Source organism: Candidatus Hydrogenedentota bacterium (assembly GCA_019695095.1).
Taxonomy (GTDB): domain Bacteria; phylum Hydrogenedentota; class Hydrogenedentia; order Hydrogenedentales; family SLHB01; genus JAIBAQ01.
In genome coordinates this window covers 47,827-74,204 of record JAIBAQ010000009.1, presented here as the reverse complement: position 1 = coordinate 74,204, position 26,378 = coordinate 47,827, and the positions used below count along the sequence as shown (strand labels likewise).

Genomic DNA, 26,378 nt, shown 5'->3' with positions numbered 1-26,378 from the left:
CTCGACGTCTTTTCGAAGCTGCGAGATCATTAGCGGAGATTGTATAAGTCTTCCCATCACTATACAAACGGATTGCAGAGCAGTCCGGAAGCTAACAAAAAGGGGAAATGTGCTCTATGCCGTGTCTAGCAGTCTGCGAGACTCTTAAGTCCTGATCGCCCCGTCCTGCCCGTTGCGATCACCACGCGATTCCGGCTACTGTTATTCCTCCTGGTGACATCGCAATGAATGGGCCGCCCGTGTGGGCGCATTGTCGTTGGAGGGATCTGCATGTCCTGCCATCACGAAGTCTGCCGCAGCCATCTTACCCCGCTCACGTTCATCGAACGCAGCGCGCACGTCTATCGCCACAAGACAGCGGTCGTATACGGCGACACGCGCTACACGTATCGCGAATTCTCCCACCGCATCCACCGCCTGGCGTCCGCTTTGCGAAATGCGGGCCTTCAAAAGGGCGACCGAGTCGCGTTTCTTTGTCCCAATATCCCACCCATGCTGGAGGCGCATTTCGCGATCCCTTCGGCCGGTGGCGTGCTCGTATGCATCAATACAAGGCTTGCGCCCGCCGAGATTGAATACATCCTCAACCACTCCGGGTCGCGCTACCTGTTCGTGGACACGGAGTTCGCGGACTTGATTCGTCCCATTCGTGAGAACCTGACGACAGTCGAACGCATTATTGACGTTGCGGATCTTCCGGATGGCGTGGGCTTCGGCGAAACGCACTATGAGCAGTTCCTGGCGCAAGGTTCGCCTGCCCCACTCCCATGGGTGCTCGACGACGAAATGGACACCATCTCGATCAATTACACCAGCGGGACTACAGGCAAACCGAAGGGCGTCATGTTCTCGCATCGGGGCGCGTATCTCAACGCGCTTGGTACGTCACTGGAAGTTGGCCTTACGGCAGATAGCACGTTCTTGTGGGTGGTGCCCATGTTCCACTGCAACGGCTGGTGCGCCCCGTGGGGCGTCACCGCGCACGGCGCTATTCATGTGTGCATGCGCAAAGTCGAGCCTGAAACCGCTTGGCGCTTGATAGCGAGCGAAGGGGTCACCCATTTTGCGGGCGCACCGGTCGTCTTGATTAGCCTGCTGAATCACGCGAGTCGGCCGCAACGGCTGGTGAAACCCGTAACGGTTACGACCGGCGGTGCTCCGCCCTCGCCAACACTCGTGGAGCATATGGAGGAGATCGGGGCACGCATCGTTCACATTTACGGCCTCACCGAGACCTACGGCCCTTACACCATCTGCGCGCCGCAACAGCATTGGCGCAGCCTCTTTCATGACGAGCGCGCCAAGCTGATGGCGCGTCAAGGCGTTCGGTTTGTTATGGCCGATGGTTTGCGCGTGGTCGATGACGACATGAACGATGTGCCCGCCGACGGAAAGACCATGGGCGAGGTCATCATGCGCGGCAACATCGTGATGAAAGGCTACTACAACGAACCAGAAGCCACGGCCCAGGCGTTTCGGGGCGGCTGGTTTCACAGTGGGGACCTGGCGGTACTCCATCCCGACGGCTACATCGAATTGCGCGATCGCAGCAAAGACATCATTATCAGCGGCGGCGAAAACATCTCGTCGATTGAAGTGGAGCAAACATTATACAAGCATCCCAGCGTGTTGGAGGTAGCCGTAATTGGCGTGCCACACGAGAAATGGGGCGAGACTCCCAAAGCATTCGTGACACTCAAAAGCGGCGCAAAGGTCACCGAGGAAGGACTCATCGAGTTCTGCCGAGAGAAGATGGCCCACTTCAAATGTCCCACGTCCATCGTCTTCGATGTCCTTCCGAAGACCAGCACCGGCAAGATTCAGAAGTACGTGCTGCGAAATAAGGAATGGGCGGGCCACGACAAAATGATTCAAGGCGCGTAGGCCGCAAAGCCATTCACGCAGGGACTATCTCTGTCAAATAGACGCGCGCCGGTCACGCTGCTACAATCCGCGCTTTCTGTTAAGAAAGGTTGCGGAAAGAAGCTGTGTCGTCGCTATTGGAAGGATTGAATCCCGAGCAGCGGGAAGTAGTCACCACCACGGATGGTCCTGTGCTCGTACTTGCGGGCGCTGGAACCGGAAAGACGCGCGCCGTGACGCGCCGCATTGCCTATCTCGTCAAGCGCGGCCTTGCGCAACCCGAAGAAATCCTTGCGGTCACCTTTACCAACAAAGCCGCTGGTGAGATGCGCGAGCGCGTCGCCGAACTCGTCGGCGGCAAACGAGCCACGGGCATATTGCTGTCCACCTTTCACTCGTTCTGCGTTCATGTGTTGCGCGCGGAAATCGAGACGATGGGCTATCGGCGAAACTTCTCCATCGCGTCCGAAAGCGATGCGCGCACGTTGTTGCGCCGCGTACTCGAAGACCTTGCCGACTCGACGAGAGTCGGCATGAGCGCCGATGAGTTGCTCAGCCGCATCAGCCTGTTTAAGAACGGCGCGGGAGATAATGGCGACAATGCGGGGGAGGCGGGCGAAAAGTCCGACGACAAATACGCGAAGTGGACGCCGGAAATCATCGACCGTTATCAATCGGCGTTGCGCGCCGCGAATACCCTCGACTTCGACGATCTTCTGGCGCTGACATTGCGTCTTTGGCGCGAGCATCCCGGCATTTTGAAGCGCTATCAGCAACGTTTCCGTTATGTGATGGTCGACGAGTTTCAGGACACCAACCCGGTACAGTTTGCACTGTTGCGGAATCTGGTCGCTGTGCATCGCAATCTCTGCGTCGTCGGCGATGACGACCAGGCCATCTATAGTTGGCGGGGAGCAGGTATCGAGAACATCGTGGAATTCGAGAAGCATTTTGCCGACGCGCGCGTAATCCGCCTTGAGCAGAATTACCGCTCTACGAAGGTGGTTCTTAATGCCGCAAACGCCGTTATCGCGAACAATCAATACCGGCGCGAGAAGAAGCTATGGACGACTCAGGATGCGGGTCGCGAAATCGATTGGCTTATTACGGGCGACGATGAGCACGAAGCCAAGGAAGCGGTTGCCTGGTTTCAGCACATTCGCCAGCGAACGGGCGCGGCGTTCAAGGATTTCGCGATTCTATACCGCTCAAATATTCAATCGCGTCCATTTGAGATCGCATTCCGTCAGGCGGGCATACCCTATGCCGTATTCGGCGGCCAGGCCTTTTTCGAGCGCGCCGAAGTAAAAGATATCGTGGCCTATTTGCGTGTACTCGCGAATCCCCGCGACGAGTCCGCGTTTTTGCGCGTTGTAAACGTGCCTCGCCGCGGCATCGGCGATGCCACCCTGCACGAAGTGCACGAACTCTGCCGAGTAGAATCGCTTACTCTGGGCAAGAGTCTCGCAGCGGTGCTGATCCGCGGAAAGGCCCCGCAGCAGGCGGCAAATGGCATTCGCGATTTCCTCGATCTACTCACCGATTTCCGGCGCAGATTACGTGATGGCAAACAGCGGTTGTCCGACTGCGTGCGCGAACTTGTCGATCGCATCGATTACCGCGGCGAATTGGGACGTGTCTGCAAGACACCCGAGCAGGCGGAAATACGCTGGAATAACGTCATGGCCGTAGCCGACGCGATTGCCGAGTATGAGTCACGGTTTACCAATCCCTCTCTGGCGGGATTTCTGGATGAAAGCTCGTTGGATGGCGCCTGGGACAAACGCGGCGCGCAGGACAAGAGTCGAGACGCCGTATCGCTAATGACCATTCATAGCGCGAAGGGACTTGAGTTTCCATTTGTGTTTATCGTTGGCGCGGAAGAGGGCCTCACGCCGCACGAGCGCAGCCTGAAGGAAGGTGGGCTGGAAGAGGAACGGCGCCTGTTCTATGTCGCGCTAACGCGGGCGCAACGGCATGCGACTATCTTTGAAGCGGTATCGCGGATACGAAACGGTCGCGAGCGAATGACGCAGACCAGCCGTTTTGTGAAGGAAATACCCGAGAACCTCATCAAGGCGCGCGTTCTCGCCGTGCGTGAAATGGTCCAGGAACGCGTTGGAGACGGCCCCGAAGTCAAGGCCAAGAAGGCAAAGGCCAAGTCCCGATCAAGGCGCGGCGCGCGGCAGTAGCGAGACGACTAGACGTCAATCGTTGGCCGATATAGGCACCCGCCACACTTTTTCTGCGTATTCGCGAACGCTTCGATCTATTGAAAACTGGCCTGATCGCGCGATGTTTCGAACGCACTTCTCGGCCCATGTTCCGGCGTTGGCGTACGCTGTGTCTGCCAGACTTTGCGCTTCGAGGTAGGACCCAAAATCCGCAAGGTTGAAGAATGGATCGCGACCCATGACCAGAGATTGGTAAATCCAGTCGAACACGCCGGGCTCGCCGTGATTGAAGCGGCCGTCGCGGATAACATCCAGCACTCGCCGAATTACGGGATCCTCGTCATACATTTGACGGGGATTGTGGTTTCCCGATCGGCGAAGCTCTTCAAGTTCTTCATACGTGTTGCCAAACAGGAAGATAGTGTCTTCGCCGACGGCATCCGCGATTTCGATGATCACGCCGTCCCTTGTTCCAATGGTGAGCGCGCCGTTCATCATCATCTTGATTGATGTAGTCCCGCAGGCCTCGGTCCCTGCCAACGAAAGCTGCTCGCTGAGGTCCGCGGCGGGGATGATCCGTTCCGCCCACGCCACGGTATAGTCAGGCACAAAGACCACTTGCATGAAGTCTCTGCATCGCACGTCGTTGTTGATAACGCCCGCCACGCAGTTGATAAAGCGGATTATCTGCTTTGCCGCCCAATATCCCGGCGCGGCCTTCCCCGCGAAAATATGAGTTCGATGAACTCGCGGCGGTATGCCGTCATCAACGAACTTCAAGTACTTGTGAATGATGTAGAACGCGTGAAGCAGGTGGCGCTTGTATTCATGTATTCGTTTCAACTGAACATCGAACATCGACGATGGGACGACCTGAGTATTTGACGCATGCACCATGTCCTTTACGAGGGCCGATCGATCGCGCTTTACGGACATGAATTGCTTCTGGAAACCTGCATCCGCCGCAAAGGGCTCCAGGTCGGCAAGCCGCTCAGGGTCGACAGTCCAGGCATCGCCGATGGCGTCACAAATCAGGGCATGAAGACGGGGATTGCATTGGGTAAGCCACCGCCGCGCCGAAACGCCGTTGGTGATGGATACGAAACGGTGCGGCCACAACGCGGCAAAATCGGGGAATAGACGGCTCTTCAACAGTTCGCCATGAAGACGCGACACACCGTTAACCGTTGTGCTTCCTATCAATGCGAGGTGCGCCAACCGCACTGATTTGTGCTCGCCTTCTTCGATAATCGACATGCGGCGAACGCGTTCGTCATCGTCAGGCTGGGTTGCGCGCACGTTGTCGAGGAAGCGCCTGTTTATTTCGTAAATGATCTGAAGATGCCTTGGCAGCAGCTTCTCGAACATGCCCACGGGCCACTCTCCAAGCGCTTGCGGCAAGAGTGTGTGATTCGTGTAATTGAAGGTCTGTCGGGTGATGTCCCACGCGGACACCCACGGAAGCCGTTGGTCATCCACGAGCGTACGCATCAATTCCACCACCGACAGCGCAGGGTGCGTATCGTTCAATTGCATCGACACTTTGGTTGGAAAGGTGTCGAAGGTACTATTGGTTTCCAGGAAATCCCGCACGATATCGCGTACCGCGCATGCGGCCAGGAAGTACTCTTGCATAAGCCGGAGTTCGCGGCCTGTGGCCAGGCAATCCGACGGAAACAAGATCTTCGTAATGCTCTCCGAGGCAATCTTCTGGTCCAATGCTTTGAAATAGTCGCCGTCATTATTGACGGGGCGGTCGAATTCGTCCGACGCTTGCGCGCGAAACAATCGAAGCACATTGACCGTGTCGCTGTCGTAACCCGGAATCGGTATGTCATGCGGCACACCGACGATGTACTCGCAATCGACCCACCGAGGCACATATTCGCCGTCGCTGTCGTAGGCGTCTTCGATGCGCCCGTACAGCGGAATGCTCACGCTGTGATCCAGCCGTTCAAATTCCAGGAAGGGGCAGTAGGCGGTCCAATGCGCAGGACACTCCTTCTGCGAACCGTTCTCCAGCTCTTGCCGGAAAAGGCCGAATTCGTATCTCAAACCATAGGCGAATGCGGGAATGCTCTGCGTTGCCATGGATTCGAGCATGCACGATGCAAGCCGGGCCAGACCGCCATTTCCAAGCGCGGGCTCGGGCTCGGTCTCCAGTAAATCGCGCAGCGCACCGTTCGAATCGGCCAGCGCGTCCCGCAGCCAATCGTCTGTGATCAACCCCGTGTTCATCAGGGTCTGCACCATCAAACGACCCGGCAGGTGCTCCATCGAAAGATAACAGATGCGCTTTGCGCCGGTGCTTCGGCGCCGGGCCTCCGAGGCCGCGAACAGATCGTACATGTGGGATCGCACGAGGTAGGCCAGCTTCGCATACTGAATTTGGGGCGGCCCGAAGCGCTCGATATTGCTTAACAGACTCCGGATCGTTTTGGCCGCATGTTCCGACAACATCTTCTCGTTCGAGGACAGGCTAGATTCCATCACCTGCAACCGTGTCCGCCGCGGGCGCTGAAACCGCGACGGCGTGGTTCGTCGTTTCGTCCGGGCACACGCAATTCCAGAGACGCAGGAATTCCCGCTCCGCGGACTCGCTGTCGCTGCCGTACAGCGCACGCGGCAGCAACGCCATAAGATCGTCGAAGGGATCGCGCAACGCGCGCGACAAGTCGCGCGTCACCTGCCAGCCGTGGAGCTTTATGTTCATGCGGACGTTGCTGGCCCGCTCACTGAATGATTGTGAAGGCACGCGCGTCGGCATGCTCATGTATTCTTCCCAATTCATCGTGCGGCGGTTCAGACGTTTTCGCTCGTACCAAAGATGAATCTGCTCGAATAGTGCAATCGTGTCTCGCAGCCACGAAGCCGCATCGTGTCCCGCCGGCACCTCGATGTAAGGACGCAATTTAAATCGAAGCGCCGCGAAGTACAGTCCGCGAAGCGTCTCCGCTTCGGGCACTCCTTGTAAGTCGCACACATCGAAGTGCTCGACGCGCTGCACGAAACTCGGCGCATAGGCGCGACGAGCAAACAGTACGGCATCGCCCATTGCCATATTCGCGCGATGTATGCTGCTGACGAGCAATTCCTGATCGGGATTGCCAAGCGCCACCAGTCGCCGGCACGAAAGCAATCGGGCGCCGTGATTCAGGAGGATTCGGGCCCCTTCCGCCAGCGGCACGAGCGTCGTGTCGTAATACGGCATCTCCGAGAGAACCGCCGGAGGTCCATACAAGACCTTGTGACCCTCTTTGAGCTCCATATACGCGAGCTCATACGGGAGATGAGAAATGTCCGGCGCGGATATCGGCAGCGCGAATTCCACGTCGATGCCGCGCTCCTTTGCGACCTTCTTACCCGCGTCGCAAAGGGTGCGATGCAGAGACTTTCTGCGCGATTGCGACGCTGCCGGAACAACCGTAAAGAGATTGTAATTGTGGTAGGGACGTTCGCCATCCGGCGTTTCAAACACACCGCCTTCCCCACGGCCATAGCTGCCGCCAAGAAGAATGGCTGTCAGGTTCTTTTCGCCCACGACGCGCAACACCTCTTCACGCACCCGGTCTAAGTCCGCCCGGATGCGTTGCTCCAAAGCATCGCTGCCATCTAACGTGAATCGATCCGTCATCGCTCAGTCGCCGCACAAGTCCTGCGAGCGGTCACGCAACCCTCGGTGCGCGCGCCTCGCGTCCTGATTTACCCCAAGAAACGCCCCGTAGCGCCGTATGATAGCGGGTGGCGCTCTGCGAATAAAGCGATTCCGCTGCCCGCAGGCAATTCGCTGTGGTCCCGGGAATTGCGTTACAATCGTGCGTTGTTCAATCCGAGTCGACCGGCGGCTGCGACTCGCCGGCGATAGTCCTAACCCAAACTTCCGCTGGAGATGCTGCTTTTCCTATGCCTCCGAAGAAAAAGACCGTTCAAGACGCCATCGTCATTCGCGGTGCGCGTGAACATAATCTCAAGAATCTGAACCTGTCGATTCCCCGCGATAAACTCGTCGTAATCACGGGGTTAAGCGGGTCGGGAAAGTCGAGTCTCGCATTCGACACGATCTACGCCGAGGGGCAGCGCCGCTACGTCGAGAGTCTATCTGCGTACGCTCGCCAGTTCCTGGAGCAGATGGAGAAGCCCGATGTCGACTACATCGAGGGCCTCAGCCCGGCCATCTCCATCGAGCAGAAGACCACCCATCGCAACCCGCGCTCGACCGTCGGCACCGTTACCGAAATCTACGATTATCTGCGTCTGCTGTTTGCGCGAATCGGAAGGCCGCACTGCCCGACGTGCGGCAAACCCATCCAGGCACAGACACCGCAAGCCATTGTCGATTTCATCGTTGGGCTGCCGGAGGGCACAAAGGTACAGTTGCTGGCGCCCGTTATCCGGCAACGCAAAGGCACCTATCAGAAGGTCTTCGATGACATCAAACGCCAGGGTTTCAGCCGTGTACGCGTCAACGGCGAATTCCGCACCCTCGACGAAAAGATCGAGCTCGAACGGTATGTGAAGCACGACATCGACGTCGTGGTTGATCGCCTTGTCGTGAAGGAGGGCATTGCGCGGCGGCTGACGGATTCCGTCGAGACGGCGCTAAAACTTGCTGATGGCATCATTCGCGTCTTTCAGGAATTGCCGGACAAGACGGTGCGCGAGGTCATCCAGAGCGAACACTTCGCGTGTGTGGATTGCGGGACCAGTTTCGAAGAAATCAGCCCGCGGATGTTCTCGTTCAACAATCCGCATGGCGCTTGCCCGGAATGTACGGGAATCGGCACGACCATTGAAGTCGACCCCGAACTCGTGATTCCTGACGCAAACCTGTCGGTCTCGCGCGGAGCGGTGAGGCCGTGGAGCATGCGCCGCGTCTTGGACGCCTGGTACATGCGCGCGTTGGTCAGCGTCGTAAAGCACTACGGGTGCAGCCCCGACACGCCCTGGAAGCGCTTACCCGCCGATGTTCAGCAGAAGCTGCTGTATGGCTCGGGAAGCGAGGAAATCAACTTCTCTTACTCCAACGAACGCAACACCATTGAAGTATCGCGTGCGTTCGAAGGGGTTATCCCCAACCTGGAGCGCCGCTACAAAGAGACCGAGAGTTCCAAATCGCGCGAGATGATCAGCGAATTCATGTCCACGAAACCGTGCCCCGCGTGCAAGGGTGCGCGGTTACGCCCGGAATCCCTCGCGGTAACCATCGGTCACAAGACGATTCTCGATGTGACCGGCATGTCTATCTCGGACGCCCTCCGCTATTTCGAACATCTCAAGTTGACGAAGACGGAATCCATGATCGCCGAACGAGTGCTCAAGGAGATCCGCGAGCGGCTGGGCTTTCTTGTCAACGTGGGCCTCGACTATCTCGCCCTGGACCGCAATGCAGGAACGCTTTCGGGTGGCGAATCGCAGCGCATCCGCCTCGCCACACAGATCGGATCGGGACTGATGGGCGTACTCTATATTCTCGACGAACCGAGCATCGGCCTGCACCAGCGCGACAATCAGAAGCTCATCGCAACGCTTACCCGCATGCGCGACCTCGGCAACACCGTGATCGTCGTCGAACACGACGAGGAGACCATCCGCACGGCAGACCACGTGATCGACCTCGGCCCCGGCGCGGGCGTTCACGGCGGCGAGATCGTCGCGCAGGGCACCCCGGCTCAGGTGATGAAGGTGAAAGACTCGTGGACCGGCAAGTTCCTGTCGGGCGCGTTCAAGATCGGCGCTCCGAAACAGCGCCGCAAACCCAACGGGAACTGGCTCGTCATCCGTGGAGCGCAACACAACAATCTCAAAAACATCAACGCGGAAATTCCGCTCGGCGTATTCACGTGTATCACGGGCGTGTCCGGTTCCGGCAAATCGAGCCTCATCAACGAAACGCTATACCCCGCCGCGATGAAGACCGTCTACGACTCCATCCGCGTGAAGCCGGGCAAGCACGACCGTATCGAGGGTCTGGAGCATATCGACAAGGTCATCGACATGGATCAGTCGCCCATCGGACGCACGCCGCGCTCGAATCCCGCGACCTACACGGGATTGTTCACGCCGATTCGCGACATTTTCGCAAAGGTTCCCGAGGCGCGGGCGCGCGGGTATCAGCCCGGCCGTTTCAGCTTTAACGTGAAAGGCGGGCGCTGCGAAACCTGCGAGGGCGACGGCGTCATTCGGATCGAGATGCACTTCCTGCCGGACGTGTACGTGCCGTGCGAGGAATGCAAGGGTATGCGCTACAACCGCGACACGCTCGAGGTCCGTTACAAAGGGAAGAACATATTCGAAGTCCTTGATATGACGGTCGAAGAGGGATGCACGTTCTTCAAGCCGATTCCAGCGGTCTATTCAAAACTGGAGACGCTCAACGACGTCGGCCTCGGATACATCAAGCTGGGCCAGGCAGCCACAACGCTTTCTGGCGGCGAGGCGCAGCGCGTGAAGCTTGCAACCGAACTCTCAAAACGACAGACTGGCCGCACACTCTATATCCTCGACGAGCCCACAACCGGCCTGCATGCCGTCGATGTCGACAAGTTGCTCAGCGTTTTGCATCGCCTCGTCGATGCAGGCAACACGGTCCTCGTCATCGAACACAATCTTGACGTCATCAAAACGGCAGACTGGATCATCGATCTCGGTCCCGAGGGCGGCGATAACGGCGGACGCATTCTTGCCGCCGGCCCTCCGCAGGAGATTGTAAAGACCAAGACGTCGTATACCGGACAGCATTTGAAGGGGCTGGTGTAGGGCGGAGAGGACATCGGTGTAGTTTCACGCGGACCCTCGGACCCATGGAACCTATGAGACCCATAGGACCCATGAGTCCCTTTCACTGCTCCCCCTCCCCATGTCCTCGCGTTTCCTTTTCTCGTGGAGTACTATGAACTCATGGGACGAAGAAAGCTGTCAGCCGCCTGAAACCGATTGGAGGGCCCCATGAACCGACGCGAGTTCTTGAGTAAAACGACGAAGACGGCCATGGCAGTGGGCGTGGCAAATACGTTCTCCATCAACGTGCTGGGTGCGAATGAGAAGATCGTCGTAGGCATCATGGGTGTCCGCGGGCGCGGCAGTTACCTCGCTCCAACGTTCGCCGAACGTGACGACGTCATTCTGAAGTACATCGCTGATCCGGATTCGCGCCTCTTTCCAAGCAGGGCCAAATCCGTCGAAGATGTCTGCGGCAAGGCCCCGGAATGCGTGCAGGATTATCGGCGTATTCTCGACGATCCTGAAGTCAACGCACTGATCAATTCGACGCCAAACCATTGGCATGCCCTCCCGACCGTCCAGGCCTGCCAGGCGGGCAAGGATGTCTACGTAGAGAAACCAACGTGTCACAACATCTGGGAAGGCCGCAAGATGGTCGAGGCGGCGCGCAAATACAACCGCGTCGTTCAGGTCGGCACGCAAACACGCAGCGGAGAATATGCCAAGGCCGCTAGAGACTACGTTGCTTCCGGAGCGCTGGGCGACATCCATTTTGTGCGCGTGCTGAACAGCAAAGTGCGCGGCACAATCGGTAAAGAAGTGGATAAAGACCCGCCCGAGGGCGTCGACTACGAGATGTGGCTGGGACCCGCTCCCAAGCGCCCCTTCAACGAGAATCGCTTCCACTATGCGTGGAACTGGTTCTGGGACTACGGCGCGGGTGATATCACCAACGACGGTTGCCATCAGGTGGACATGGCCCGCTATATCGCCGGGCTCACGTGTCCGAAGTCCGTTTATTCGACGGGCGGCATGCAATTCTTCGACGACGACCAGGAAACGCCCGACACCCACGTGGTGAATTGGGACTTCGACAAGGTAACGATGGTCTTCGAGCAGGTGCTCTGGGCGCCGTACATGAAAAAGACGCCCATGGAAATCCGCGACAAGGACATTCTTCCCACGTGGCCCTTTAGCGGCACGCGCGTGGAAATCTACGGCACGAAAGAGTTCATGTACTTTGGCAGGCATGGCGGCGGTTGGCAGACCTTCGCGCCGGACAACGATTATGGCCACTCCTCGCAGATCGTGCACGGCAACTTTCCGCAGAAGGAACACATCGCCAACTTCTTGGACTGCATCCGCTCGCGCAACACGCCGAACGCCGATATCGCGGAAGGCCAATTGTCAACGAGCCTTTGCCACTACGGCAACGCCTCGTACCGGCTTGGCCGCAAACTTTTCATTGACGCTGCAACCGAGACCTTTGTTAATGACGACGAGGCCAACGCCCTCATCAAACGCGAAGGCCGCGAACCATTCCGCATGCCGGACACGGTGTAGATGGTCAGAAAGTAGGGACATCCGTTCTGGTGCGCAGTGCGCCGTTCAGGTAACATGCCTTCGCGCTAGCCGCGACTAGGACGGCAACGTAAGGGTGATGCAATGTTCAAGGATAGGGAAAACCGGCCCAGCTTCAGCTGGGCCATGCTTGGCAACGTGGAAGCGGGTCGTCCAAACCTGGGCACCACCACGGATGTGTCGGTCTATCGATTGATGCAATTCACGCTGCGGGATGTCTTGATAACCGAATTGGGGGTCGATAAGGCCAACGAAATCTTCTATCGCGCAGGAAAAACCGCGGGGCAGCACTTCTACGAAAAGCTCATCACAAACCGCGAGTCGTTTAATGAATTCGTGGCTCAACTGCAGGATCTGCTCAAGAGCCTTCGCATCGGAATACTTCGCGTCGAACGATCCGATCTCGAGGCGCTCTCTTTCACCATGACGGTCGCGGAAGACTTGGACTGCTCCGGATTGCCCGTTTGCGATGAGGAAATCTGCACCTACGATGAAGGCTTCATCGCTGGCCTGCTCCTCGCACACACCGGCGTGGAATTCAATGTGAAGGAAGTGGATTGCTGGTGTTCCGGTGACAGGGTCTGCCGCTTCGAAGCCAGACGTCAGATGTGACAGGTCATGATCCAGGTTAATGCTCAGGACATCGCGCTCCTGCACGAAATCATCGACTGCATTCTCCGGGGCAAGCCGGCCCGGCGCTATCATGCGCCAGCCAATGCACAGGAAACGGAATTCGATGGCCTCGCGCAGGCTATAGATCGACTCGTGGATGAATACGAGACGCTGTCCAGGTTCGCCGAGGCCCTCTCACGCGGCGACCTGGAAGCGGAGCCGCCCCGCGGCTGGATGCTTGCGCTTCAATCCATGAAGAACCTGCACGCCAGCCTGCGTCATCTGACCTGGAAGACCCAGCAGGTAGCCAGAGGCGACTTCACCCAACGCGTGGATTTCATGGGGGAGTTCTCGGTAAGCTTCAACTGGATGGTCGAGCAACTCTCGGCCAATCGCGATGCCCTTCTCCAGAAAAACGCCGAGTTGGAGACGGCCTCCCGCACCGACCCCCTCACGGGTCTTCCAAATCGGCGCGGCGCCAACGAAGTGTTTGCCCGCGAATTCCTGCGAGCCGACCGGACCCAACGCACAAATGCCGTGCTTGTGGTCGATATCGATCATTTCAAGCGAATCAATGACACCTTTGGACACGATGCCGGCGATGCGGTGCTCGTGAACGTGGCCCATACGCTCAGTGGTGGCGTGCGAAAGATCGATCTGTGCGCACGATGGGGCGGGGAGGAATTCCTGGTTCTGCTCACCGAAACGGATCTGGTCGCCGCGCTTGAAGTCGCCGAGCGCCTGCGCAGCCGCGTCATTGCCCTGCGCACACGCTTCAACGACACCGACATTGGCGCCACAATCAGCATCGGACTTGCCCTGTGCCAGAAGGGCGAAGGCGTGGATTCGTGCATCGGGCGCAGCGATGGGTGCCTCTACCGCGCAAAGGAAGCCGGCAGAAACCAAATCTGGTATCAAGACGGCGCGGACGCGTCTCCTCAGGCGTACACGAACGCGCGATAGAAGCGCGTGTCGCGGCGAGGGCGCTCCTCGCAGGCGGCTCGATTACGGCGAGAGGCTCAACAGAAATCGCTGCACCCGCTTGCCCTGAATATCCCCAAGATACAGATTCCTCTTCGAATCCAACGCAATGCAGTGAACCCAATTCAACTCCCCGGGTTTCTCGCTGCCGTCGTCGCCTTTGGGAATAGTCCAAAGCTGCTGCAACTTTCCGTCAATGTTGAACCGCATGACAAGTTGATCCTTCGGCGGACAGCCCAGCGGCATATGAGGATATTTCGGATCGTTCACCCACGGCATCGGCGACGAACCACAAATCCAGATTTCGTCCTTATCCGTGATGAAGATTGACCATGGCACCGCGATGTGCTTCCATGAATCCAGCAACGCGCCTTCGGTCGAATATACCTGCACACGCGCATTGTTGCGGTCGCACACGTAGATCCGGTCTTTGGAATCGATAGCAATCGAGTGCGGGATGCTGAACTGCCCGTCCTCAACGCCCAGCGTTCCCCACGTCTTCACAAACGTGCCATCTTTCGTGAAGTGCACGATGCGCGCGTTGCCGTAACCGTCCGACACAAACAAATCGCCGTTCGACGCCACTGCGACGTCCGTGGGACGGAAGAAGTGTTTCTCGTCAGTCCCCGCCTCGTTCTCCACCCCCAACGTCAGCAGCACTTTGCCGTCGCGCTCATGTTTCTCCACAACGTGCCGTACGAAGTCGGTGGTCCACACGTAGCCTTCGCGGTCGATCATGATGTGGTGCGCGCCCGTACCTTCGCCCCAACCGAAGAGGTATTTTCCGTCCGGCGCGTAGACCTGCACCGATGGCGTCGCCCGCGTATAGATCCACACGTTATCGTCTTTGTCGACGGCCACGCCCGCCATGGCGCCCCACGTGAATTCCGCGGGCTTCTGCGGCCACGCAGGATCGACTTCAAACCACGGCGCGGGGTTGATTCTAGGATATTCGGGCGACGGCGGATCGGCCATCGCGCAACAGACTGCGCACGCGGCAAGAGCAATCACGCGGTAATTGAGTTTACGCATGTCCCCGAACATAGAAGACCCTCTCCCGAAGTTCAATCCGCGGCAGCCGCAGTCAGTCCGTTCATACTATTTACGTTGATCGCCTTTTCCGCCCATTGACAGATTGCGCTCCCCAGTCTACGATGATTTCCGCAAGGCGTCCAGAGTGTTCACATGTAGTTAATGGGTGAATCCCAGAATGGAGATCAAAGGATGAAGCATGTGAAGGAATTGTCCAAGGCAAAGTTACCCGCGCCGGCCGGAGCCGTTCCCGCCAAGCCTGTGAAAAAGGCAGGGTGAAGCAATCGCCTCAATCGCAAGGCGCCCTTTCAGTTTGAAAAGGAGCCTATCAACCTGTCCCAAACAGGAGGACTTCAAATGAAACACGTGAAGGAAGTATCAAAGACGAGACTGCCGGCTCCGGCGGCGCTGGTACCGGTTAAGCCGGCGAAAAAGGTGACGTGACGCCTGGATTCGGTAATCGTCTCCAAATTAGGACGCGCCGGCATTGCCAGTGCCGGCGCGTCTCTTTTCGTCACTGAAAACCGAATTAGACTCTGCCAAGGTCGAGTTTCACCGTCACAATCTTCTTCGGCCCCATGGGGACTTTCACGGACTTGGCTTGAACCGTGAGCTTCTTCGCGCTCGTCTCCTCAAGCGTAACCAACTGCGCAGAGCGAAGCTTTGCGTGCGTCTTGATCGTTGCATGAATCGACTTCGTCGTTGGATTGAAGAGCCGCAATACGAGCGACTTGCCGTCCTCGGATTGTTTCATTGCACTGACAACGGCATTCACGGGCGTGACTTCGATGAAGCTCGCGCGTTGAGGCAGGTCACCCTTGTGAGGACCGGCTTGGGCCAATTCAAGCGGAACATTCAACCGTTCGACCTCGGTATAGACATCGCCCTGATCCCACGCGCCTGCGTGCGGGAAGACCAGATACCGGAATTCGTGCTCGCCCGGACACTGCGACAACTCCATCTCCGGATGCCGCTCCCACCGCTTGCTCACAGTCGTCAACGCGATTTCGTACGCGCGCATCAACGTGATCGCAATGGTTCGTTCTTCGCCCGGCATCACCTCGTACTCGCGCAAGCCGTCGTTGATAATCGCCAACCCGCCGCGCTTGTCGCTCACATCCACAAACCGCTGCATCGGGAACGTTGCGTTGGCCGCCTGCCAGGGACTGTCCGCGCCGGGTTCGGCCTGTCTCTCGACTACATCGAACGGAGTCTCCACATGGCATACATTTGTGTTGCGGTCCGTTGGGAAGAGCACGCGCAGACGGTGATACTTCGCGGTATTGTTGAACCGCGTCGTCACTTCAACGGACCGGGCGCCTTTTCGCAGCGTGACATACGAAGTAATGCGCAACGATACTGTCTCTTCGCTGCGCCGAGCCGAACTGCCGCCGCCGTCAAGCCGCCGCCACGCGTCGCCACCCGCTTCGTCAAACGTCGCAGGGATTGTCATGTCGTACTCAATGCGGTAACGCGCCAGCATCGCCCCGTTTTCCTCCAGCGCGATGGATGCCGGAGCGCCGATGCTCGACACAATGCGGTCGATAGCAGGCTCGATATGCATCCAAGCATTGCCCACTTCACCGCCGTCTTCAAAACTATTCAGGCCGTCGTACCACTGCCCCGTGGCCTTGTGCAAAACGGAGAAGGTACCGTCTTCGTTGATGACAACGCACAGGTGCTCGTTCTCCATCGCGTTGCGCCCACACACGAGTCCGCCGCGCCCGAACGTCTTTGTTGGGACAAGCTTGAACGTGCTGTAACCAAACGCGGGAATGTCTTTCGCCTCGAAGTGAAACTTCACCTGTTCGCTTTCGAGCATGTAGGTTGCGTCAGCCGCGTGGTTCACAACCGCAAAGTGAGGCTTCCGCGTAGCAAGCTGCACCGGCTCTGCTTTTCGTTTCGCGCCGGCGTCTGCCACTTCGAAACCGCTCATCGCGCTTGTATTCGGCACGTCAACCACCGCCGTCACCACTTCCGTTCGTGGCCTCGGCGACGCGTTGAACACCGTTACCAGCACCTCATCCGTCCCGGCGCCCGAATTGTCAATGCGCCTCTGAATGTGTTGCAGGCTGCGCGCAAGCACCGAATCGGACAGATTGATCGCTTGCCTCAACCGGTCGCGCACGTCGCGCTCGATGTCGTCGATACCGCTGCTTGATATGCTGTCGTGCGGCTGGCTCTTCAGCAGTGTTTTCCAGGCAAGGTCGAGCGACGACGCGGGGAACGCCGCGCCCAGTTGCCATGCAAGCACGGCAAAAGGCTCGGCCCAGCGCTGCAACGCCTGTTCCGTAAGCGCGTTCAAACGCTTTATGCGCGTGCGGCTCGAAAGCACATCGCTGTACAGGTGAATGCGCTGATTCATCAACACCGGCGTGCGGCGTTCGCCCTTCAGGACCTTCAGATTCTTGGCGGCTTTCTTAACCTTCTCAACAAGATCGGGCAACCGGCTGTGCAAAATGGTGTCGCCGTTGAGCACCTTCCGTGCCTCGTCGATAAGGTCCATCTCGACGAGATCAGGAATGCTGCTGTCGTGGCCCATCATGAACGCGAGATACGGTGTCGTCGCGATGTCCGCTTCCTTATCCCGCAGCGCCTTGATGCACTGCCGCGCGCGCTCTTTGTCAAAGCCGCGCACGGGGTCGAGCAGGATGTGATGGCCCATGCTGCGATCTTCGCGGCACAAGTGGAAAGGCAACCCCCCTTCGGTCCACCGATACAGCCGTTCGGTAATATCCTTGCCAAACACGGCGGGACGATACACATTGTGATAGAAGTTGTAGCGCGCGCCCGAACTCATCTGCGAACCGAGAATGCGCGTGCCGTCGGCGGCCTCAAAAATGAACTCGTTGGCGACCTGGTCGTGGGAGACGCCGTGGTAAAACAGCATCACCTCGACGCCGAACCCTTGATAAATCTGGGGCATCTGCGAGTTCTGTCCGTACGAAAATGCCGTATGACCGACTTTCATCACACCGCCGTGTTCGCGCGAGACTCGGTGACCGTAGGTGAGATTGCGCACCAAGGACTCGCCGTTCACCGTGAAGCATTCCGGCAACGTGTACCACGGTCCGATCAGCAGCCGCCCGTCCGCGACGTGCTTGTCGAGACGCGCACGGTTCTCCGGGCGTATTTCGAGGTAATCTTCGATGGGCACGGATTGGCCGTCCAGAAGAAACGACTTATAGCGCGGTTCCTTGTCCAGCACGTCCAGCAGCAGGTCCATCAATTCGACCAGCATCTGCCGGGTTTCCTGAAAGTTGTAGAGCCATTCCCGGTCCCAGTGCGTATTTGCGATGACGTGAATCTCGTATCCTCGGCTCATTGGCCTTCCCCTAAACGTAGTGTGTTGCTGTTGCCCCAAGTACCGCGCGGCCCGTTGCAGGGGCGTGATTTTACGCGATTCGCCGAAGAAATGGAAAACCGCGAGCGATCACTTTCTTCATTGCCCTGCTCGCCGCTATACTATTCCTTCAAGTTTCCCCCTACTTTCCAAAGGACCTCTACTCAATGCCGTATTTTGAATCAGAACGCCATATTGAAGCTGTCCAGATCCATAATCGGATCTCGGATATCGGGAAGACCATTTATAGCCAGCGCCAACCCATCGGCAATCTCGAGATCTGCGTCACGGGGTTGGGTAAAGGCCCGGAGCGCGCGCCTCAAACGGGTTGGAAACCGTTCAAGGTGCTGGGAATGTGGGGCGGCTTCGATCAGACAACGTGGTTCCGCATGAACGTCACGATTCCCCCTTCCATGAAAGGCCAACGGGTCGTGGCATTCGTGCGCACGGCGCGGGCCTCGTTCGTACCCGATGCACCCGACATGAATGAAGGCGGCGAAGCGCTCGCCTATGTCAACGGAGTGCCGTTCCAGGGATTGGACCGCAATCACGAGGAACTGTACCTCACAGAGAAGGCGCGCGGAGGCGAGACCTTCGAGATTGTCCTCGAAACCTGCCCGAGCACGCGCCACGATCTGCGCCACGTCTTTGCCTACGCCGATATCGCGGTCATGAATCCGCTGGTGTGGGACTTTTATTGGGACTGCACCGTCGTGTACGAAGTATGGGAACAACTCGAGAAGGACACGTCGCGCGCCCGTCATCTCATGGCGTTGTTGGATGAGTGTGTGCGCGGCGTGGACCTGCAACATATTGGCGAAGCATCCTACTTCGACTCGATCGCCCGGGCGCAACGCACTTTGCGCCGAGGCTTGCGCGACTTCGGGGCCGACACCGACATGGGCAAGCTGGTGTTGGCCGGCCATGCGCACATTGACACGGCGTGGTTGTGGCCGTTGCGGGAGACGCAACGCAAATGCGCGCGCACATTTTCCACGATGCTGACCCTTATGGAACGCTATCCGGAGTTCCACTTTTCATGCAGTCAGCCGGTTCAGTACGAATGGATCAAGACGCACTACCCCGAACTCTACTCGCGCATCAAGCAGCGCGTGAAGGAAGGCCGCTGGGAGTTGTGTGGCGCGCCGTGGTGCGAACCCGATCACAATGTCCCTTCCGGCGAATCCATGGTGCGTCAGTACCTCTATGGCAACCGGTTCTACGAGCGCGAATTCGGCAAGCGCTCCACCATCGTATGGGTCCCCGATTCGTTTGGCTATATGTGGTCGCTGCCGCAGATCATCCGCAAGGCCGGACTCACCGCATTCGTTACAACCAAGATCGACTGGTCCCGCATGACGCAGTTCCCATACAGCATGTTCGAGTGGGAAGGCGCGGACGGTTCGCGCGTGTTCGCGATCATGCCGCCGTTGAACTACAACGGCAATCCGATTCCCGAGAAGTGCATTAAGCAGTGGAAGCTGTTCAAGCAGAAGGAACTCGTCGACGAGTTGCCGTATCCGTTTGGTTGGGGCGACGGAGGCGGCGGCCCCACCATGAACATGATCGAACATGGCAGACGTTTGAAAGACATTACCGGTGTGCCCCAATGCGAATTCGGTCGCATCTCGGACTGCGTGGAACGTATGCGGCAAAAAGCGCGCGACAAGGCGCTTCCTGTATTCAACGGCGAGCTCTACCTGGAATTGCATCGCGGCTGCCAAACGACGCAAGCGCGCACGAAACGCAACAATCGGAAGTGCGAAGTGCTGTTGCGCGACACGGAATTCCTGAGTGTGCTTTCGCTGATGAAAGGCGGCAAATACGACAACGCGAAGTTGTGGAATGCGTGGAAAGCCGTTTTGACGAATCAGTTCCACGACATTCTTCCCGGTTCGTCGATCACGGAGGTATACACGCAGGCTGATATCGATTATGCCGCCGCGCGCAAGGAAGCGGAGGACGTGCGCGATACCGCGGTTGCCTCTATTCTGCGCGGGATTGACACATCCGGCGAAGGCGCGCCCGTCGTCGTGTTCAACACGCTGGGCTGGGTACGCGCAGACACGGCCCAAGTCAAGACGAACCTTCCCGACGTCGATTTCGCTGTGGTCGGCCCCACGGGTGAAGCCACGCCGCACCAGGTTGCGGAAGACGGATCGTTGCTGATTGAAGCAAACGGGGTTCCGCCTTTGGGTTACTCAACCTATCGAATCGTACAAGGTCGCAACGCGGCGCAACCGAGTCATTTTCTCAAGGCGAGCACGACAGGGATGGAGAACCCGTATCTCCGCATCCGGTTCGACAAGAGAGGCTGCCTCACGAGCATCTTTGATCAAGTCGAGCGGCGCGAGGTGCTGCCCAAGGGGCAGCGCGGCAATGTGCTCCAGCTCTTCGAAGACCGGCCCTGGTTGCACGATGCGTGGGACATTGACCACAACTTCGAGGCCGTCATGTGGGAACCCCAGTCGACGGAAAGCATCGAAGTTGTCGAAAGCGGACCGGTACGCGCTGTCGTGCGCATCGTACGCAAGACCGAAAAAAGCACGTTCACGCAAGATGTCACTCTCTACGCGGCGTCGCCGCGCGTGGATTTTGTCACGCGTGTCGATTGGCACGAGAAACGCACGCTGCTAAAGGTGGCGTTTCCGGTCGACGTGCGCGCACAACGCGCCACCTTCGAAATCCCGTACGCGGCCATCGAACGCAATACCCACAACAATTGGCCGCAGGATCGCGCCCGGTTCGAAGTGCCCGCATACCGGTGGGCCGACATTTCCGAAGGCGATTACGGCGTTACGTTGCTGAATGACTGCAAATACGGATATGACGTGAAGGGCAATGTCTTGCGCCTGTCGTTGCTTCGTTCCTCTATCGATCCCGATCCGATCGCGGACGAGGGCTTCCATGAGTTCACGTATTCGCTCTACCCGCACGCATGGGGCTGGCGCAACGGCGCGGTACGGCAAGGTTACGAATTGAACGTCCCCCTTTTGGCCGTATCCGCACCGAAGTCGCGCGGGACATTGCCGGCGGTGGATGCGTTTGCAAGTATCGACGTGGAGAACGTGATCATCGACGCGGTGAAAAAGCACGAGGACTCGAATGCAATCATCGTGCGCGTGTTTGAGGCGCACGGGCAGCGCGGCGACGCCACCCTGACGTTCGGACGCCGCCCCAAGAAGGTCACGGAATGCGATCTGATGGAAGAGAACGACGTGAGCGTGAAACCGCAGGGCAACAACGTGCGGTTCTTCATTAAGCCGTTCGAGATCAGGACGTTCAAGGTCGTATTTGCGTAGAATTCAGACTGGCGGATCTGGAAAACGCTAAACCCTGCTGTTGTGCGCCTCAGCCGATCGGCCGTAGCAGCAGCACGTCTCCCGGTTTCGTGGGCATTCGCATCACGCCCGCGCTGTCGAGAGTCAAAACGCTCCACGTTGTGCCGCTGTCGCTGCTGACTTCGCCCTTTTCCCACGGAGATAGCATCTTCAAGTCACCGCCTGCGGTGCTCTCAGTGCGCACGTTGGTTACCCGGCCAGCGCGAAATTCCGCTGACACGAGGAAGCCGCCTTCTGTCCGCAGTGTCGCGAACGCAGCATCCTTATCCTTGGGCCACGCCGGAAATAGGCGAATCGTGCCGCCAGCGCTCTGAATCAACAGTTCGGAGACTGGCAGTACTGCGCCAAACATCTCCGTGTAATGCCCGAAGTCATTGAACTTGTGCCCGCTCTGAATCGTGTTGAAAGACAGTGTGCCATTGCGCCGGGCTCGCTGTTGAAGTTCGTTCCGAAGGAAATCGTACGCGTCAGGTGTGCTTAACCGCGCGCGCGCCGCCGCCAGCATAATGGGCGCATTGTTGCCGTTGTGTTTCAGGTTGGCCAGCGTTGTGCGGAACAAATCCTGATCCATTTTCGGCGACTCCCAAGTCACCACATCGCACGGGAACACCGGTGTTGTGGGCACCGGGATGTTGTATTCGGTGGGAGCCGCGCCTGCCACATCCACAACCACGCGCGGCTCCTGCGCGCTTTGCGGATAGTCGGGCAAGAGAGCCTTTGCCTTCTTCCAACGTTCGACACGATTCGCGTCGCAGTTCAATGTCGTCGCGCCTTCAACGGCCGCATCGAAGATATACCGGTACATCGCTATGTCGAAGGCGCAATCACGATTCTTCTCGAAGTGTTTCGTCCAGCCCCAGTGTTCCGGTGAAACCGATGGAGCAAGTACGGCCTTGTCACCAACACGCTCGCACTGCTCCACAAACGCTGCTTGAAAGTCGGCCACATCGCGTACCGCGGGATAGGCCTTCGTCTCCAGAAACGCGCGGCTCGGGTCATACTTGTAGTGCCACCAAATCGGCTGCACACTGAATCCATTTACGCCCTGCGTCATACCCCACACGTGATGGATATATTGCCGTCCGACCGGCGATTTGCACAGTGTAGGGTCCGGAGGCTCATACGCAAACAGCACATGCGGAAAGTAGGCGCCTTCCATGTCGAAGATCTGTCGCGCCAGCCAACGCGCGCGCGGCAAATACTCCGTCATCAGCCGGTCATACGGTTCCGCCAAGTCGCATTGATTTGCAGCGAATGTTCCCCAATACGTCTGCTGAATGTTGTAATTGGTGTGATAGTCGCCGTGCCATTCCGGCTTGTCGTTAAGAAGTCCCGCAAACAGCCCCGTACTTACGACGCCCGGTTTCGACACGCATCGCAAGAAGTACAGGTTGCGGTACCACACCGATTGCAGCAGCGCGTCCGGCAGTTCAATGCCGCTGCGGCTCCAAAACTTGGCCCACATCTCCTTATGGCTCTTCAGCAGCGATTCTCGTCCGGAAAGCGCAATCACCGTAGTCTGCTTCGCCGCAGCCAGATATTCGCCCGCTTCGAGCGATGTGCACACGGCGACCGCCGCGCACTTCCCGCCGTCTGTCTTCGCGGCGACGGCAAACTTCATCCCGGGCCAGTCCTCGTCGCCGGGCAAGACCTGCTTTACCAATTGCTCGTCTACACCGCGGTCTGTCTCGGGTTCAGGTATGTCATCTGAGTGAATCGGCTCTAGCTCTACCGTCAAGGAGGAATCGCCATCCGTGACTTCCACCAAGATCGCGTTGAGTCCCGCAGGAACGTAGATGCGGTACGCGCCGTGGTCGCCGCGTACTTCTATGGTGGCGGTATCGATAGACAGCGTAGCCGTGTACTTTCCGCGCGCCGCCCCTTTCACACGCAACACACCGCACGCCCTCGGGCATGGATACGCGTGCGCATGATACGAGTCAGGCCCCTTCCATTCGCTGCCTTCGGGCAAGATTCGGTCATCGGACTTCCAATCGCGGTCCTTTAGCTCCAACAACCGTTTCAGCGTTGGCAAGGGCGGGTCGAGCGGGGAGTCGAGTCGCGCATCCCACACGTCGTTCTTGGTGATGCGAATGACCAAGTCGTCCTTATCGGCGAACACAAGCGCGTTAACGTCGCCGTTGCCGATGATAAGCGCATCGTTGATTGGACTCTGCAACGAGTCGAGCGTGATTGCCGCACTGCGGAGCGCTTCCGAATATGGAACTGCCGCTTCTGCGCCCGCAGATGGCGAGACAAGCGAGAGGACCAGGAAGAACGCCGCGCCCATGAGATACCACGTCTGCGTTCCAAACAGCTTGCCACTCTCGGATTCTTGCATGTCTGATTTCCTCTCACCCGAACCGTCCCGCCTTCACTCGCTTCTGCGAAGTTCATTGCCGTCTTCATATGGCTTCCGCAGGAGGTATTTGGCTGCTCACTTGATTAATAAGACGACTTCAGCGACTAGAATTCAGATCTCAGATCTGAAATTTCAAATTTGAAATGCCGTTTCTGGCGGGGTCACGACTTCCGATACACCCCTCACAGCGTTCTGCCTACTTCTTCGTCACTTTCAGCAGCACCACACCGTGCCGCCCGATTGTGGCATCGAACTTCTCCGTCGCGTCGCCCAGGTCCTTCTGGCGCCACACATCACGCAGTCTCTGCGAGCCGGTAATCCCAAGGGTTTTCCACTCCACCGACAAGCGCGCTTCAAATTCGCCCCGATTGAAGAAACCTACCGCCTTCGACCCATCCTCAAGATCCTTCACCATCACGAAAGAGTCCTCGTCCAGCGGAACAACCCGCGCGCACTGGCCTAGTGGGTCTTGGTCGATATCGATGACTTCGGGATTGCACAGCACGTTGATCGTAAACTCGTCGAGCTTCGACATATCTCCGCTGTAAAACAACGGCGACGCCATGAGACTCCACAGCGATATGAACGCGTATTGTTCGTTGGGCGTGAGGTCGCACGGCTTCGGATTTCCGTTTGTGCGTGCGTCGCCAATGTACCCAATCTGAATATAGTCAGGATCGTTCCAGCTTCCCGGTCGCGAGAACTCGGCGTGCTTGGCATTCTCCAGCGCCACTTCGAAGATTCGGTTCAGTTCGAATCCGAGGTCGCCGCTCGTGCGCCACGATTGCCCGCCCACTTCCGCGCCCCATTCCCATACGTCTCCCAAACCGTATTCGCACAGGTTCATCTGGATATCGCGATCTTGCGCTTTCAACAAGTCGCCCATCAATTGGTAGGGAACCTTCAGCGCCTCTACGGTAACGGTCTTACCGATAACGTCGCCGTACGAACATAAATCATACTTGAGCAAATCGAATCCCCAGTCCGAGAACTGCTGGGCGTCTTGCGCTTCGTAGCCCAGGCTCCCCGTGAACCCCGCACACGTGCGCGGTCCCGGCGAAATATAGATGCCTGCCTTCAACCCCTTCGCGTGGATATAGTCCGTCAACGCCTTCATGTCGGGGAAATGTTTATTGGGTAGCACGTTCCCGTTTGCGTCGCGCGCGGGCCCCACGCGCATGGGATCGTCATGCTTGTCTGCGTTCATCCAGCAGTCGTCGATGCTCACGAACTGGTATCCCACGTCCGCCATCCCGCTTGACACCATAATATCCGCGGCCTCGCGCATCATTGCATCGGTGATGCGGTTGTAGTGCGCGTACCAATGATTCCAGCCCATCGGCGGAGTCAGCGCCAACGTGTCGCCCGCAACAATCTTGAATGTGCGCGATGCCTCGCCGTGCGTGTTCTTCGCGCGCAGTGTCACCGCGTACTCGCCAGCATCCGGCACGATTCCGGTCACGATGCCCGATTGCGCGTTCAACGTGAGCGAGGCGGGAAGGTTCTCGCACGCAAATTCCATGGGCCGTTCGCCCGTCGTGGGTATGCGGTAAATGAAGGGATGCCCGGGACGGCATCCGTATACCTTTGGTCCATTTATCCGAGGTTCCGGACCGGGTTTCGGCGTTAGAATCACCTTTTCCTCAGACGGAGCCGCAACGGATTCAGGCGCCCGCTTGTCGTACTTGAATTGCGCTTCCGCCCAGTCGGCATGATCGTGATTGATTCCGTCGCCCGTGTCGTTCACGAGAAGCAACAGTGTCTTCATCCCGCGCAGGTCGACACGGACCTCTTTTGCCGCTTCCCCTTGATGCATGACGCCCGACTTGAACAGCCGTTTACCATCACCAATCACCACAAACTCTACCGATGCTTTACCGCGAATGGCCGTGTCGTCCACGCCCACAAATGCGGTGAATTCCTTGGCAGATCCGCCGAGATCCACCCACAGCGCACTGGTAGCATGCGTGGCCACACCGTGCGTGAACTTCTTCCCCGCAATCGAAAGCGTCCCACCCATGAGGGATTGGTTCACCTGCGGTTCGCCCCAGCCTTGCCGCATCTTGGATAAATCGAGAGCGCTCAGTTTCGCCGAGTCGGCATACGCATTCAGCGAGAGCGCCGCAATGCACGCCAAGGTTATAAGAGCTAGTCGATTCTGGTTCGCCATGCGTCGTACCCCCCGGAGCGCTATTCGCCCATTCGCTCTATCGTAGTGACCCTGCCCCAAACCCGCAACCCGCCGTCTTTTGAAAGCTAACGGGATTGGAACCACCGCAAACCAGTCATGCCGCAAACAGCACGGGATCGCTCTCGTCCTGGGGACGGCAGTGCCACAGGACAAGGCATCCGATTCGAGTGCGTGTCCT

The 26,378-nt window shown here is 58.1% G+C and carries 13 protein-coding genes; 7 read left to right on the top strand and 6 right to left on the bottom strand.

The window, feature by feature from the left end; genetic code table 11:
• Positions 1–270: 270 nt before the first annotated feature.
• A complete protein-coding gene (locus K1Y02_03055; protein MBX7255317.1) occupies positions 271–1,884 on the top strand; it encodes a long-chain-fatty-acid--CoA ligase in 1,614 nt (537 codons plus the stop codon).
• Positions 1,885–1,988: 104 nt separating this feature from the next.
• The gene (locus tag K1Y02_03050) at positions 1,989–4,055 is read left to right on the top strand and encodes a UvrD-helicase domain-containing protein (GenBank protein ID MBX7255316.1); all 2,067 of its coding nucleotides are present in this window, start codon (positions 1,989–1,991) and stop codon (positions 4,053–4,055) included.
• A 15-nt stretch (positions 4,056–4,070) separates the two neighbouring features.
• Here the strand turns inward: K1Y02_03050 and K1Y02_03045 are convergent, their stop codons facing one another.
• On the bottom strand, positions 4,071–6,530 hold the full coding sequence (locus K1Y02_03045; GenBank protein ID MBX7255315.1) for a glycogen/starch/alpha-glucan phosphorylase: 2,460 nt from the start codon (positions 6,528–6,530) through the stop codon (positions 4,071–4,073).
• Positions 6,517–7,671, bottom strand: a complete 1,155-nt coding sequence (locus tag K1Y02_03040; protein MBX7255314.1) for a hypothetical protein — start codon at positions 7,669–7,671, stop codon at positions 6,517–6,519. Before K1Y02_03040 ends, K1Y02_03045 begins: the two co-directional genes overlap by 14 nt.
• A gap of 269 nt (positions 7,672–7,940) precedes the next feature.
• Here K1Y02_03040 and uvrA point away from each other — a divergent pair, with 269 nt between their 5' ends.
• From uvrA to K1Y02_03020, 4 genes are all read left to right on the top strand, one after another.
• A complete protein-coding gene (gene uvrA, locus K1Y02_03035) occupies positions 7,941–10,793 on the top strand; it encodes an excinuclease ABC subunit UvrA (protein ID MBX7255313.1) in 2,853 nt (950 codons plus the stop codon).
• A 189-nt stretch (positions 10,794–10,982) separates the two neighbouring features.
• Entirely contained in the window at positions 10,983–12,320 is a 1,338-nt protein-coding gene (locus K1Y02_03030; protein ID MBX7255312.1) for a Gfo/Idh/MocA family oxidoreductase, read from the top strand.
• 102 nt (positions 12,321–12,422) lie between these two features.
• Complete coding sequence (locus tag K1Y02_03025) at positions 12,423–12,950, top strand: 4-vinyl reductase (GenBank protein MBX7255311.1); 528 nt, start codon at positions 12,423–12,425, stop codon at positions 12,948–12,950.
• A 6-nt stretch (positions 12,951–12,956) separates the two neighbouring features.
• Positions 12,957–13,913, top strand: a complete 957-nt coding sequence (locus tag K1Y02_03020) for a diguanylate cyclase (GenBank protein ID MBX7255310.1) — start codon at positions 12,957–12,959, stop codon at positions 13,911–13,913.
• A 42-nt stretch (positions 13,914–13,955) separates the two neighbouring features.
• On the opposite strand, the gene K1Y02_03015 is transcribed toward K1Y02_03020, so the two are convergent.
• Positions 13,956–14,975, bottom strand: a complete 1,020-nt coding sequence (locus tag K1Y02_03015) for a peptidyl-alpha-hydroxyglycine alpha-amidating lyase family protein (protein MBX7255309.1) — start codon at positions 14,973–14,975, stop codon at positions 13,956–13,958.
• A gap of 517 nt (positions 14,976–15,492) precedes the next feature.
• On the bottom strand, positions 15,493–18,288 hold the full coding sequence (locus K1Y02_03010) for a hypothetical protein (protein ID MBX7255308.1): 2,796 nt from the start codon (positions 18,286–18,288) through the stop codon (positions 15,493–15,495).
• Between the two features lie 185 nt (positions 18,289–18,473).
• Between K1Y02_03010 and K1Y02_03005 the strand changes: the two genes are divergently transcribed.
• A complete protein-coding gene (locus K1Y02_03005) occupies positions 18,474–21,608 on the top strand; it encodes an alpha-mannosidase (GenBank protein MBX7255307.1) in 3,135 nt (1,044 codons plus the stop codon).
• A gap of 49 nt (positions 21,609–21,657) precedes the next feature.
• Here the strand turns inward: K1Y02_03005 and K1Y02_03000 are convergent, their stop codons facing one another.
• Entirely contained in the window at positions 21,658–23,988 is a 2,331-nt protein-coding gene (locus K1Y02_03000) for a hypothetical protein (protein ID MBX7255306.1), read from the bottom strand.
• Between the two features lie 217 nt (positions 23,989–24,205).
• A complete protein-coding gene (locus K1Y02_02995; GenBank protein MBX7255305.1) occupies positions 24,206–26,179 on the bottom strand; it encodes an NPCBM/NEW2 domain-containing protein in 1,974 nt (657 codons plus the stop codon).
• Between the last annotated feature and the right edge of the window lie 199 nt (positions 26,180–26,378).